This window comes from Tildeniella sp., from assembly GCF_059505325.1.
In genome coordinates this window covers 109,873-122,270 of record NZ_JCACKI010000072.1, presented here as the reverse complement: position 1 = coordinate 122,270, position 12,398 = coordinate 109,873, and the positions used below count along the sequence as shown (strand labels likewise).

At 51.0% G+C, this 12,398-nt stretch carries 16 protein-coding genes and 1 pseudogene; 4 read left to right on the top strand and 13 right to left on the bottom strand.

The window, feature by feature from the left end; all coding sequences use genetic code 11:
• Nucleotides 1-58: 58 nt before the first annotated feature.
• The 3 genes from AC5JO6_RS25535 to AC5JO6_RS25525 all read right to left on the bottom strand — a co-directional run bounded on the left by AC5JO6_RS25535 (nt 59) and on the right by AC5JO6_RS25525 (nt 2,533).
• A complete protein-coding gene (locus AC5JO6_RS25535; protein ID WP_496083854.1) occupies nt 59-1,453 on the bottom strand; it encodes an LVIVD repeat-containing protein in 1,395 nt (464 codons plus the stop codon).
• A 144-nt stretch (nt 1,454-1,597) separates the two neighbouring features.
• A complete protein-coding gene (locus AC5JO6_RS25530; RefSeq protein WP_496083853.1) occupies nt 1,598-2,092 on the bottom strand; it encodes a MarR family winged helix-turn-helix transcriptional regulator in 495 nt (164 codons plus the stop codon).
• Between the two features lie 81 nt (nt 2,093-2,173).
• A complete protein-coding gene (locus AC5JO6_RS25525; protein ID WP_496083852.1) occupies nt 2,174-2,533 on the bottom strand; it encodes a MerR family transcriptional regulator in 360 nt (119 codons plus the stop codon).
• A 90-nt stretch (nt 2,534-2,623) separates the two neighbouring features.
• Between AC5JO6_RS25525 and AC5JO6_RS25520 the strand changes: the two genes are divergently transcribed.
• The gene (locus AC5JO6_RS25520; RefSeq protein WP_496083851.1) at nt 2,624-3,478 is read left to right on the top strand and encodes an SDR family oxidoreductase; all 855 of its coding nucleotides are present in this window, start codon (nt 2,624-2,626) and stop codon (nt 3,476-3,478) included.
• Nucleotides 3,479-3,562: 84 nt separating this feature from the next.
• On the opposite strand, the gene AC5JO6_RS25515 is transcribed toward AC5JO6_RS25520, so the two are convergent.
• From AC5JO6_RS25515 to AC5JO6_RS25485, 7 genes and pseudogenes are all read right to left on the bottom strand, one after another.
• Nucleotides 3,563-3,850 (bottom strand): putative quinol monooxygenase, encoded by a 288-nt coding sequence (locus tag AC5JO6_RS25515; RefSeq protein WP_496083850.1) that lies wholly within the window; start codon nt 3,848-3,850, stop codon nt 3,563-3,565.
• 69 nt (nt 3,851-3,919) lie between these two features.
• Nucleotides 3,920-4,161: pseudogene (locus tag AC5JO6_RS25510) on the bottom strand (IS1 family transposase); the annotation flags it as partial.
• A complete protein-coding gene (locus AC5JO6_RS25505) occupies nt 4,137-4,529 on the bottom strand; it encodes a phospholipase D-like domain-containing protein (protein ID WP_496083849.1) in 393 nt (130 codons plus the stop codon). The pseudogene AC5JO6_RS25510 and the gene AC5JO6_RS25505, both read right to left, overlap by 25 nt.
• Nucleotides 4,530-4,552: 23 nt before the next feature.
• Nucleotides 4,553-5,284, bottom strand: coding sequence for an ABC transporter ATP-binding protein (locus tag AC5JO6_RS25500; RefSeq protein ID WP_496083848.1), 732 nt, complete (start codon nt 5,282-5,284; stop codon nt 4,553-4,555).
• 96 nt (nt 5,285-5,380) lie between these two features.
• The gene (locus AC5JO6_RS25495) at nt 5,381-5,608 is read right to left on the bottom strand and encodes a ferredoxin family protein (RefSeq protein WP_496083847.1); all 228 of its coding nucleotides are present in this window, start codon (nt 5,606-5,608) and stop codon (nt 5,381-5,383) included.
• Between the two features lie 88 nt (nt 5,609-5,696).
• On the bottom strand, nt 5,697-6,938 hold the full coding sequence (locus AC5JO6_RS25490; RefSeq protein WP_496083846.1) for an ATP phosphoribosyltransferase regulatory subunit: 1,242 nt from the start codon (nt 6,936-6,938) through the stop codon (nt 5,697-5,699).
• A complete protein-coding gene (locus AC5JO6_RS25485; protein ID WP_496083845.1) occupies nt 6,938-7,885 on the bottom strand; it encodes a J domain-containing protein in 948 nt (315 codons plus the stop codon). The genes AC5JO6_RS25490 and AC5JO6_RS25485 overlap by 1 nt, the downstream gene beginning before the upstream one ends.
• Before the next feature lie 93 nt (nt 7,886-7,978).
• Here AC5JO6_RS25485 and AC5JO6_RS25480 point away from each other — a divergent pair, with 93 nt between their 5' ends.
• Entirely contained in the window at nt 7,979-8,143 is a 165-nt protein-coding gene (locus tag AC5JO6_RS25480) for a hypothetical protein (protein WP_496083844.1), read from the top strand.
• On the opposite strand, the gene AC5JO6_RS25475 is transcribed toward AC5JO6_RS25480, so the two are convergent.
• From AC5JO6_RS25475 to AC5JO6_RS25465, 3 genes are all read right to left on the bottom strand, one after another.
• Nucleotides 8,086-8,922: an inositol monophosphatase family protein gene (locus tag AC5JO6_RS25475; protein WP_496083843.1), complete on the bottom strand. Its 837-nt coding sequence runs from the start codon at nt 8,920-8,922 to the stop codon at nt 8,086-8,088. The two genes, AC5JO6_RS25480 and AC5JO6_RS25475, sit on opposite strands and share 58 nt — an antisense overlap.
• A 124-nt stretch (nt 8,923-9,046) precedes the next feature.
• The gene (locus AC5JO6_RS25470; protein WP_496083842.1) at nt 9,047-9,649 is read right to left on the bottom strand and encodes a thermonuclease family protein; all 603 of its coding nucleotides are present in this window, start codon (nt 9,647-9,649) and stop codon (nt 9,047-9,049) included.
• A gap of 3 nt (nt 9,650-9,652) precedes the next feature.
• On the bottom strand, nt 9,653-10,021 hold the full coding sequence (locus tag AC5JO6_RS25465) for a 2Fe-2S iron-sulfur cluster-binding protein (RefSeq protein ID WP_496083841.1): 369 nt from the start codon (nt 10,019-10,021) through the stop codon (nt 9,653-9,655).
• A gap of 236 nt (nt 10,022-10,257) precedes the next feature.
• Here AC5JO6_RS25465 and AC5JO6_RS25460 point away from each other — a divergent pair, with 236 nt between their 5' ends.
• Both AC5JO6_RS25460 and AC5JO6_RS25455 read left to right on the top strand, forming a co-directional pair.
• On the top strand, nt 10,258-11,649 hold the full coding sequence (locus tag AC5JO6_RS25460) for an LCP family protein (RefSeq protein ID WP_496083840.1): 1,392 nt from the start codon (nt 10,258-10,260) through the stop codon (nt 11,647-11,649).
• A 229-nt stretch (nt 11,650-11,878) separates the two neighbouring features.
• The gene (locus AC5JO6_RS25455) at nt 11,879-12,397 is read left to right on the top strand and encodes a pentapeptide repeat-containing protein (RefSeq protein WP_496083839.1); all 519 of its coding nucleotides are present in this window, start codon (nt 11,879-11,881) and stop codon (nt 12,395-12,397) included.
• The last annotated feature ends 1 nt before the right edge of the window (nt 12,398 follow it).

Genomic DNA, 12,398 nt, shown 5'->3' with positions numbered 1-12,398 from the left:
CTTCTCCCAATGTTTTCAAAGATTGAATTGCCTTATTCCAGAAACTTCTACTGGTTAATCAAGCTTGATACTTGAGAATCCACACTCCTTGATTTTTATGCGAGATGTAGATATAACCCCGGCGATCGACCAGCACATCTTCGGTTTGCACCACCAGGCGCTCCTCTGGCATCGAACCAAACCGCTTTTCTGGGTCGGGTGGAATGAAGTAGCCAACCTCTTGCGGCAAGCGCGGTTTGGAGACATCAAAGATTCGCAACCCTGCATTGAAGTAAGTAAGATACAAAAGATCTCCTTGCTTTTTCACATCCGGGTTGTGCTGTAGATGATTGATGTTGTGCGGTCCTTGCCAACCACCTTTTTCTGAAAAGTCGCTGTAGCCATAGCCCACTGGCGGAACGGGACGCGGCAGAATCGAGAGCAGAAACGGATTGGCAGGATCACGAATATCGACGATCGAGGCATGAGCCGCCGCCCCTCCGCCATAGGACACGTCTTCAGAATTGACGTAAGCAATGCCCTGTTCCGGCAGCGGCAAAACGCTGTGGATACCAAAGCGCGAATGGAACGGAGGACTAAAGGGCAACCGTCCAATCTGTTTTGGTTTGGAGACATCGCTAATATCCAGAACCACCATGCCCGCTGCTCCATAAGCGAGATAAGCTAAATTACCCACCACATAAGCGGGTCCGTGATGCGAGATATGCATCGCCGATGGTTTCTCCCCACCCGCTTTATGCTGCCCCGGAACCCACCATCGCCCCGCTTCACGCGGTTTTGCTGGATTGCTAATATCCACAATGACGTAGATATTGCCCTCATATCCTGGCATTCCAGCCGCTAGATGTAGGTAGCGTCCACCGGCGTAAAAGTTGCGATGTGTGCCAGTGCCACCCGTGCGAAATTGCCCCAATCGTTGCGGGTTGATTGGGTCACGAATATCCCAAAGCAATACTCCTTCGTCAAAGGGCTGTTGCTGACGACCGCCAAAGTTGGGGAAAATCTGCTCCAGCGCTGTGACCATCGTGTTGCCAGACAATTCCATTTGCAGCGTCCAGGTGTTCTTGGGTCCGGCAATGAACTTGATAACTTCTGGCTTTGTTGGATCAGTGACATCAACGATCGACCAACCCGAATGCCAGAAATGTCCGGTGAACAAATACCAGCGCCCCTGATGCTCCCGAATTGATAGCTTGAACGCTGGTTTCCCTGCCATGTCGCAGTAGCCGATCGTCTGAACATTTTGCGCGATCGCTTCGGTCTGCCGTTTGAAAGAGCGACTGAAATGAGCGCGTTGAGGTGTTTCTTGCAAATAGGAACGGTTGAGAATCATCGGCTGGTCAACGTTTTGCTGAGGCGAGGATTGAGCAGCAACCGCTTTGCCCAGCACCGCACTCCCAAACGCTGCGGTGGTGAATGTCAGGAACGATCGCCGATCGCAAAAACCACACATACCTGGCAAGCTCCTTAGAATTACAACATCAATAATTCTGCCGCTCTAACGCAATACATTCAACTAGCTAAAATTTAGCAAGCTAAATAAATGAATCGTTCTACCCAAAGGTGTATATTTTCCGATGGTTTAACCGCGAACTGCTTACATTTCTAGTCCAGAATTCACTTTTTCGAGCAACGTTTGTAGCGACTTGCGATCGCGTTCACTCAAAGGATGCATCAATGCTGCAACTCGTCGGTAGTGTTCTGGCAGCACCCTTTCCATCAATTGCTCTCCCTTGGACGTGATTTGCACTACAAAAACTCGTCGATCTTGCTGTAGCTCCTCTCTCGTGACAAGTTCGGCTTTCTTGAGGCGATCGATCAGTCCCGTCATGGTGGCACAAGAAACTCCAGTCCCTTCTGCCAGTTGAGTAATGTTCAGCCCGTCTGGATTTCGCATCAACAGCAGCAGTACAAAGAACTTGCTGCGAGAAAGACCATAATCCGACAGGTAGTTTTCCAGGTAAGCCACTACATCACTGGAGACACGCAAAAGTTTGAGCCAGGTTTGGAGCGCAGTCATATTTAGCTCTGGAAAGCGTTTGGCAAATGCTTTCAGGGTTTCTTCACTGGGAAAATCGCGTAACTCAAGCATAGTTTTTGCTTGCTAACTATTAGTATGCTAAATATTATACAAAATCGGAATGGCTAGAACAAAAGACTTGCTACATACCCTTCAGGCAACATCCTGTTTTAAGCGATCGAGTTTAGTTGCAAGATAGGTTTTCATTTCACCTAAACGCTGCATCTTCTCAGCGATTTCTGCCAGTTTGCCCTCAATCACTCGAATTTGCTCCCTGGTTGACAGAGTGCCATCCTCCCATTCATCAATCAATTGTTTAATCTCATTGAGGGTAAAGCCAATCCCTTTACCTTGATTGATCATCAACAGTCGTGCGATCGTCGCCTCACTAAACTCTTTGTAAATTCTCGTTCCTGCCTGTCGCTCCTCTGCCGTAATCAACCCAATCTTTTCGTAAAAGCGAATGGTGTCTTTCGATAAACCCGTTTTTTTCGCCAGTTCACTGATGAGCATTGCACGTCTCCAAATTTTCTCAAGCACCCCTTGACTGTGGAGTATACTCCACAGATTAGGCTGTTGTGTGTAGACGTTTGGACGTTTTAGATGACTCACACAATTCTGATTACAGGCGCTTCCAGTGGCATTGGAGAAGTAACGGCAAAATACTTTAGTCAAAAGGGTTGGAACGTAGCAGCAACGATGCGATCGCCCCACAAAGCTGGAGACTGGGCAAAGGCTCCCAACGTAATGGTTTCCTATCTGGATGTGACCAAAGAGGACACGATCGCGGCAGCCATTCAGGAAACGGTTGATCGCTTTGGCGCGATCAATGTATTGGTGAACAATGCCGGGTACGGGCTAAACGGTCCGCTCGAAGGCATTTCTACACAGCAGTTAGCGCAGCAGTTTCAAACAAATGTGCTGGGGTTAGCTGCTGTCATCCAACACGTTTTGCCCACGATGCGCGGTCAAAAAGATGGAACAATTATCAATATCTCGTCCATTGGCGGTCGCATTGCCTTTCCCCTGTCGAGTGCCTATCACGCGACAAAGTTTGCGGTTGAAGGTCTCTCCGAATCGCTTCGGTTTGAACTCAAACCCCACAATATTCGAGTTAAGTTAATTGAACCCGGTGGGATTAAAACCGACTTTATGACCCGCTCCCTCCAGTGGGCAACGCATACTGCTTATGAGCCAGGGGTGAGCAATATGATTGAGATGACCGCCAATCTGAACAATAATCTGCCGGGTCCAGAAGGCGTTGCAGCAGTGATTTACCAGGCAGCGATCGATCGCACTGACAAACTACGCTATACCGCTCAACCAGGTCCTTACCTGTTGATGAAGCAATTGTTGCCAGATAGCCTCTGGCGCACCGTTGTTGGCATGTCGCTCAATGCTCACGCGAGAACTCAAGTTCCAGAATCTCATCGTCAGCCCGATCGCTTCCCGCAGTGAGGTCGAGGATCGTGACAGAAGTTCCTGACTGGACTCTGGATATCCGGTCAGGAGCTTTTCAAAACCTGCTTGTAATGCGATTGGCTATTGGTCGGGTTTCAATAATAGGAGTTCCCAGTTGGCGATCGCCCCTTCCGTTTTCTGTTCAAAGCCTTTGATGTGAACAGATTGCATATGTGCTTCCCACAGTTCTCGATTCGTCCAGTTTTCGTAGAACACGAACAACGCCGGGTTTTCAATGGAACGGTGCAGATCGTAATTGAGGCATCCAGATTCTGCTTGAGTGGGTGCAATTAGATTGCGCAACTCTTGATACACCTGATCCTCTGATCCGGGCTTTGCCTCAATTTTGGCTACGATGGTAAGCTGCATGTTGATTTCCTCTAAGGTTTCCAGGTAGTGCTAAAGAGGTAAGGATGCATTGTAGTGGTGAATGAAAAACTAGATCGCTTCAATATGATTCTCCAGCTTCTTAGAAAACGACAGGGTCTTGCGCACCAAGCGTGAGACGCGCTGCCGTAACGGACAATTAAAGCGCTCAATGTGATTGGTCTGCCCACTTTCTTTGCCGACAGAGCGCGGTGCCGTTGGCGTGGGAAGACCGCACGGTATGCCTGCCAAAAGTCGGTATAACAGAGAGCACACTGACGGTAGACCGCTAGCAAAGACGACCAAAGGGCTTGACTGCCAACTTGATTTCCAGTCGTCCTTTACTCAGCAGCCATGCCAGATAAGCAAGCCGATCGGGAGCCAGTTGGTCTAGCTGCTCCAGTTCATGCAGCAGTACGGCTGTGATCACGTCTTCTCGCTGTTTTAGTCCCTGGGCGATCGCATCGGCATCGGCTTGCGATAAATGAGACGAAGCAATCAAGCGCATCCTGCCACCAACTCGAATCAGCGCCGTAATGCCTCTGGCAGCGGCGGCGAGTGATGTGCTTGAAAAGAAACCAACCGCGCGATCGTAGGTCAGCGAGCGCTCCAGGCAAGGGATGTAGAAAGCCTCCAGCAATTGATGGCGTTCACGCAGTGTCTCTCCAGGAGAATCGTGCACATAAAGGTGAAGAAATCGAGCCTTTAATGCGCCGTCGTTGCGCCCAGATACAGTTCGCCTACTTTAGGATCATTCAATAGATCGATGCCGCGACCCTCAAAGCGATCGCGCCCAGACTCCAAGACATAGCCACGGTCTGCCATTTCCAGAGCTTTGCGGGCGTTTTGCTCCACCAGGACGATCGCCATGCCGCCCTGATTAATCCGCTTAATCTGTTCAAACACGCTGTTGACCAAAATGGGAGAGAGCGCTGCCGATGGTTCGTCAAGCAAGAGCAGACTGGGTTTGAGCATGAGTGCTTTGCCCATTGCCAACATTTGGCGTTCGCCGCCTGAAAGCGTCCCTGCACGCTGTTTTCGTCGACTCGCCAGTGCTGGAAAAGTCGCAAAAATCTCTTCCTTCAGCGGTTGCAGCGGCACATCGCGCACAAACGCTCCCATTTCCAGGTTCTCCTCAACGGTCAGAGAGCGAAACACGTTTGCGATTTGGGGAATGTAGCCCATGCCAAGCTGCACAATCTGGTCAGACTTCAGCCCTGTGATGCTTTTATCCTTGAAAACAATGCTGCCTGTATGAGGCACGAGTAGTCCAAAGATTGTTTTTGCCAACGTCGATTTGCCTGCACCATTGGGACCGATCACCGCAACCAGTTCACCAGGATACAGCTTGAAATTTACTCCTTGTAGAATGTCCAGGTCTTTGATGTATCCAGCGTAGACGTTGTGAACTTCAAGGAGGGGAGATGAGTCGGGCATGAGGAGGGGCGATTGTAAGGAGCTGGGACGGAGGGGAGACAACCGCAGAGACACAGAGACGCAGAGGGAGAATGCCTTGAATCAAAACCCAACGTCTTACTGCGGTGTTTCTTGCAGGTCTGGGCGTTCTTCGGGGACGATCGCCCCGGCGACAGGGCACACTTGCAAACAAATACCACAATCAATACAGGTGGCGAAGTCAATCCAGTACCAATCGGTGCCTTTTGTGTTTTTGCTGGGTCCAGGATGGATGCAGGCAACGGGGCAGGCATCAACGCAGTCGGCAACGCCTTCGCAGGTATTTGTAACGATCGTATGCGACACAGTGTTTTCTCTAAGGTTTTTAGTTTTTAGTTTTTAGTTGTTGGTAAGGCTGCTTCGAACAACTAAAAACCAACCACTCATCACTCTATTATTGCTGGTTCACCGTTTCAATCACCGCTTTACCATCGGGCTTTACCCAGGCAATTTGGGCGATACGGCGATGGTGAGCATAGTCATACGTTTCAGCGGCGGTGCGAGTATCTAAGTCCAATTCGACCCTAACCGTAGTGTCATGGCGTAGGGTCTGGGCATAGGCAAGAGCAGCAGTGTATGCTTTGGGGCTTTCTGGTACAACCAGCCAATCGCTACCAGGCGTTTGGTGAGGTAGTTGTCCCGTTGGTAGCAGGACTTGATGCAAAGACTCAAGCTGAAGGGCAAAGCCAATGCCGGGATACGTTTGCCCCTCAGGATGGTATAGACCTAAAAGCTGGTCATAGCGTCCGCCCTGTCCCAAAACATACTGTCCAGCTTCGCTGGTATTAACGACTTCAAAGACAACGCCTGTGTAGTAATCAAGGGTGCGGATCAGGCTGAGGTCGAGGATGAGGGTATGGGGTATGGGGTGTGGGGTGTGGGGTGTGGGATCGCTTTCTTGTAGTAGGTCAATGAGCGATTTGAGGTTATTGACAGCATCCTGTTGGGAGGCATCTAGATTTAAGGTTGCGAGCCGTTGCAGAACGTCGGCAGGTCGTCCACGCAGGTCAAGCAGCAGGAGTGCACGATCGCGCAACTCTGGAGACATAGGGAGGGTTTCTAACGTCATCCGATCGAGTCTAGCAAGCGCCTGCCGTACCTTATTGCGTAGGGGTAGGGGGAAGACGGAAAGGAGCGATCGCGTGAGTCCGGCTTCGCCAAGAATGACTGACCACTGATGCAAGCCCAGACTGCGAAGACAGTCGAGCAAGAGTAGTAAAACTTCCGCATCGGCGAGTAAGCCACCCGCACCGACTAACTCCACGCCTGCTTGATAAAACTCTTGCTGACGGCTGTAGCTGCTTTCCTGCGCTCGTTGAAAAACATTGGCGTTGTAATAAAGGCGAAGCGGATGGGTTGCACCTGTCATGCGGGTCACAGCAGCACGGGCGATCGATGCAGTCAGCTCTGGACGCAACCCCAACTGTTCATCGTCTGAGTCTTGAAGCTGGATGACGGTCGATCGCTGAATCGCCCCGCCTGCCATAAGTGTATCCAGTCGCTCCAGCGTTGAGGTAATAATGCGGTGATACCCCCAACGCTGAAACATTTGCTGGAGACGATCTTCAATCCAGCGTTTTTGAGCCACATCCAGGGGCAACAAATCTCTGGCTCCCACTGGTGGTTGATACACCATTATTTTTTCTTCCCGCCAAATAAACCGAACAACCCCCCGCCCGCTTTGTCATCTGGTTTCTTGTCAGAAGTGGTCTTTGTCGATGCCTTTTCCTTAGAAGTGGAGCCGATCGCCTTGCCAGCCGAATGTTGCTCCAGCCGTTGTTTACCTTCGTGCGCCATGGTGTCTTGCGGGTTCAACTGTAGTGCTTTATTGAAGTGAATCTTCGCCATTGTCCCCTGATTTTGCTTCAGGTAGATCATACCCATTAAGCTGTGACAGCGGCTGTTGTTGGGATCAGCCTGGAGCGCATCGCGTAGCTCTAAGGTCGCCTGAGCAAAATTATTTTTGGCAACGTACGCCTCGGCGCGCCGATAGTACTGATCAGCTTGCGATTCGCGTGGCAGCACTGGGTCAGGCGCAGGAGTCTTCGGTTCACGTGGTGCCGCAGTTGTTCGCTGAGCCTTCTTCTCACCTGTCTTGAGTTCGCCGTTAGACTCCTTACGCATCAGGTAAACCAGGTTGAGTTCGCTCAGTTGAGCCGTCAATTCCAACGTCTGGTCTAACTGTTCATACTGTTTTTCTGCCAATTCTTTAAGCGATGTTGCGTAGAAGTGGTCAGGATTAGTGGACGTAGAAAGCTGTTTTGCCAGATTGCCGAGTGTGAAATCGCTCTGTTGCCGCAACCCTTGCTGCCCTTTGAGCTTCAGCACAAGCATGTACTCACTACGATCGCGCTCCTGCGACAGTTTTTCCCAGGCAGGATTCACTAGCTTTGACAATAACTCGCTGGCACGTTGTCGCGCGGCATCAGTCTCCGATGCTCCACTATCAGGATGGAGCAGACGGGCAATTTTCAAGTACCGCTTACGGATGTCCTTAATTTCGGCATCTACTGACACTCCGAGGATCGCATGATGATCCATGAAATCTAAAAGAAACAGTCCGCGCTCGATTTGGAAAGACATAGTGCAATCCGCTGGGCTACCGTGGAAATTCCTTCTAGTGTAATACCGACTGAGCAAGCTGCACGTTAGCGTAGTGTACTAAACGTTCAGGAAATGAAAGTTTTTTTAAGGTATAGAGCGGCGATCGACAGCAGCGTCCAAAAATCGCTCCCCACTCCCTACTCCCTACTCCCCACTCCCCACTCCCTACTCCCCACTCCCTACTCCCCACTCCCTACTCCCCACTCCGACAACGGCGGCACCTCCTGCAACGCCTGACTCAAGCTCGAATGCAGTTGTCCATTGGTTGCCAAAATCCGTCCGGTGCCAATGTCCATCGGGCTGCGATCGTAGGCTGTCACCAGTCCCCCCGCTTCCTCAACTAAGACGATGCCAGCAGCAATGTCCCAGGGCGATAGTCCCCGTTCCCAGTAGCCATCCAGCCGACCACAGGCAACATACGCCAGATCCAATGCCGCAGAACCGCCGCGCCGCACACCCTGCGTCAAATGCGTGAGGTAGCAAAACTCAGCGTAGTTGTTGTCTGTCGTTTGGCGACGATCGTATGCGAAGCCTGTCACCAGCAAACTCTTCTCCAGGGTTGCTGTTTGAGAAACCCAAATTGGGCGACGATTGCACGTTGCGCCCAAGCCCTTAGCCGCACGAAAGAGTTCCTGTCGAAAGGGATCAAAGATTGCGCCCACTTGAGGGACTCCTTTGACCAGCAAACCGACTGAAACGGCTGAAACAGGATACTGATGGGCATAATTGGTTGTCCCGTCCAGTGGATCGATCGCCCACAGACAGGGACTCTCCTGGTTGCCCAACTGCCCCGACTCTTCAGCCAGGATGTTGTGATCGGGGACATGCTGATGCAACACCTTCAAAATCGCGGCTTCCGCTGCCTTATCTGCCTCGGTTACCAGATCACCAGGACGACCCTTTTCTTCGATCGCCGTCAGGTTTCCCCAATAATCTTGCAAAATGGTGCCTGCTGCCATCACCGCTTCTGTCGCAACGTCAAGAAAAATTTGGAGCTGGTTAAAGTCAGAACTCATAAAACTAACAATGAGGAATTAACGATTCAGACACTAAAAAATGGACATCATAGGAATGAAGCTCAAGAAAGAATAGGAGTACAAAGAAGCAACTCCCCACTCCCCACTCCCCACTCCCCACTCCCTACTCCCTACTCCCGTTCGGCTGAGCGCTCACGTCGAAGCCCACTCCCATTCTCTCCTGCCGCCGCTGGCTACGAAACTCAGCCGGACTCACTTTCAATGGTTGATCAGGCTTCCAAACTCCCAGCCCTAACACTCTTGCATACTCCTGGGCGTGGATCAGCCGTTGATCATATTTGCGATTGGGCGGATGGGGCGAGACGATCGCATAGCCGTTTGCCACCAGCGCTTCGTTCAGCAGTACCCGACTCTGCCAAACGTAAGCCAGTCGTCGCCCGATCGCGTCTCGTGGTTCTGCATCCGTTTCTAGCAGCACGGTCTGATTGCGAAGACGCTGCTCCAGATAAGCCTTTGCCGCTTCGCCCCAAGGCTGCTGACTCACATCGGGCACATCAATGCCTTCCAACCGGATACGCTCGGTCACATCTGGTGCTGCTACAACCCCTGCAACCTCAAACTCGCGCCCACTAATAATGTGCTTAGCCTCAACTGTAAGCCCCTGAGACGGCACCATCGATTGACAGCCAGTGAGGAAAATGAAAAGGGCAACCTTGAAGATCAACCCTTTCCAGTGCTTCCAAACGACCCATTGTGAATGTTTCATGCTCTACTCTTCGTCCAGCGGCAATCCTGCTCTTATTTTGCCCTTACCGAAGTAGCGACCAAACTGAAGCTCGTAAACTTCATCTTCGTCCTGGGTTTCCACTTCCAGGTCAGACCGAGCATAGCTGACGCACAGCAGTGCATACCCTTGTTCCTGAAGCTTAGGCGACAAGCCCATTGCTTCTGGCTGAAAGAGTTCGCCTGCTAGAACGCGGACAGCACACGTTGTACAAGCCCCATTGCGGCAGGCGAAGGGCAACGCCACTCCCTGCGCTTCCGCAGTATGCAAGATGTAGCGATCGTCAGGCACTTCGACGGTATAGCGCTGATGCGTGCGGCGATCGTGAATGCGGACAGTGTAAAAATGCGGCATGAATTCAGAATGGGCTTTAGAAGGGCATTGGAGATTGCAAATGGCTCTAAGTCTGAAGCTAGCTAAAAAGGCTCATTCTTGACGATAACGGCAGCTACTTAACGCATATGGAGGGATTCTGTCTGGATGCAGAGCAGGTCTAAGGCATGCTCACGCTATAATGCTCGACAAGCTGGATTCGTCGTTGGAATAGGCAAGCTGTAACTGTCTAAGTTTAATAGGAAGGATCGCTGGTAGTGACACAAACTGAAAAAGGCACAAACGTTCAGCCATCTAATGCTGCTGAACCATCCAAAGGGCATTTGAGTTCTACCATTCCATTACAGCCTGCGATCGCTACCTCACCGTCTCAAGAAACCGCCTCTGCTGGGTGGCTACTCAAACGTTTAGCCTTGGTCGCTGTAGCGGCACTTTCGACGGCGATCGGTGTCACTGCTGCACTTTTGCTTCCCTTACCCACAGGCATCGCGTCAAGTCAAAAAGGGGCGCAGTCGTCAGACGGCACGTCCTGGCAGTCTGGTTTTCAGTATCAGGTCGGTCGTCCAGTCAATATTCTGGTGATGGGGATCGATCGTGTTCCTGGCGCAAAGGCAGGCTCAAAAGAGCTATTCAACGGTCGCAGCGACACGATGCTACTACTAAGAGTAGACCCGACTGATGAGTCGGTAAGGTTGCTGTCGATTCCCCGTGATACTCAAGTTAATCTCCCTACTATTGGCACTGCCAAAATCAACGATGCCAATGTCAGAGGTGGTGCAGAACTAGCCGCTAAAACGGTCAGTGGTATTTTGAATGGGGTTACGATCGATCGCTACGTGCGGGTTGACACAGCGGCGTTTCGAGAACTGGTTGATCTCCTGGGCGGAGTCGAGGTTTATGTACCCCAGGCAATGTCCTACGTCGATAAAACGCAGAAGCTTACCATCAACCTTACCGCTGGGCTGCAAACACTGAATGGCAATCAAGCAGAGCAGTTTGCCCGGTTTCGTCACGATGCCTACGGGGATATTGGGCGCGTTCAGCGCCAACAGACCTTACTCAAAGCCTTGCTTAAGCGAGTCACTAATCCCACGGTGATCCCACGACTACCTGGGTTGGTGTCAGCCATGCAGAAGTACATTGACACAAATCTGAGCCTGGAGGAGATGCTTGCACTGACGGGCGCTGGGCGGCAATTAAGCCAGGGTAACTTCAAAATGGTGATGCTACCCGGTCGGTTCAGCACGCCTACTGAGTTCGATGCCAGTTATTGGATTATGAGTACTGAGGGGCGCGATCGAGTCGTTCAACAATATTTCAACAGTGAGTCAGCCACTACAACCACTGACCAGCTTCGCTCAGCCAACGACCTCAAAATTGCGATTCAAAACGCTTCGAGCAAACCTGATGCTGCCGACCAACTGCGTCGCTATTTAGTCAAACGAGGGTTTTCCAACGTTTACATTGCCGCTGACTGGTCTGATCAACAGCGCCAGACCCAGATTATCGCGCAGCAAGGCGATTTAAGCGGCGCTAAAACACTAAAAAGCCTGCTGGGGATCGGTCAGGTCGAAGCTGATTCAACGGGTGATTTAGAATCTGACCTAACGATCCGTGTGGGCAATGATTGGACGATGCCGACCAAATAGGCACAAGCAACGCAAATACTATGAAAGTCGAGGCATTGAAAAAGCGGGTTGTTAGCGAACAGCAGTACATATAGCGATCCTGGATGAATGGTGAGAAGCAAGATGGCTAGCAGCGCTTAGCGGTCAGCGGTCAAAGAAAAACTGATAGCTGACCGCTGATGGTTCAAGGCTTCAGTGCCGCTCACAACTGCTTTGGGACTGCTATATTTAACTCGTCAACCAATTTTTTATGCCGTTATCCTTTATTGCTTTGATAAAACGGTCTCTTCTTGTCCTACTGACGATCGCACTAGCATGTCTGTGGATCATGCTAGGAGCCAGCCCAGCTCTGGCACAAGCGAAAACCATCAACTACAGCAATACGACTTTAGACAACCGAGATTTTTCCAACATGGATTTGGTTGGCGGCGTATTTGTAGCGGCTGAAATGCGCGGTACTAACTTTGCTGGAGCCAATATGGTTGGTGCCATTTTGACAAAGGGCAATCTTTTAGGAGCCAATCTTACCGGGGCGAATTTAGAAAATGCGTTGGGCGATCGCGTCACCTTCTACAAAGCGAATCTAACAAACGCCATTCTGGTTGGAGCGACCCTATCTCGCAGCATTTTTGATGAAGCAGATATCACTGGTGCCGATTTTACCGACGCGATTATCGATCGCTACGACATCACTCAACTCTGTAAACGGGCACAGGGCGTGAATCCATCAACGGGTGCGGATACACGCGACAGCTTGGGGTGTCGCTAAG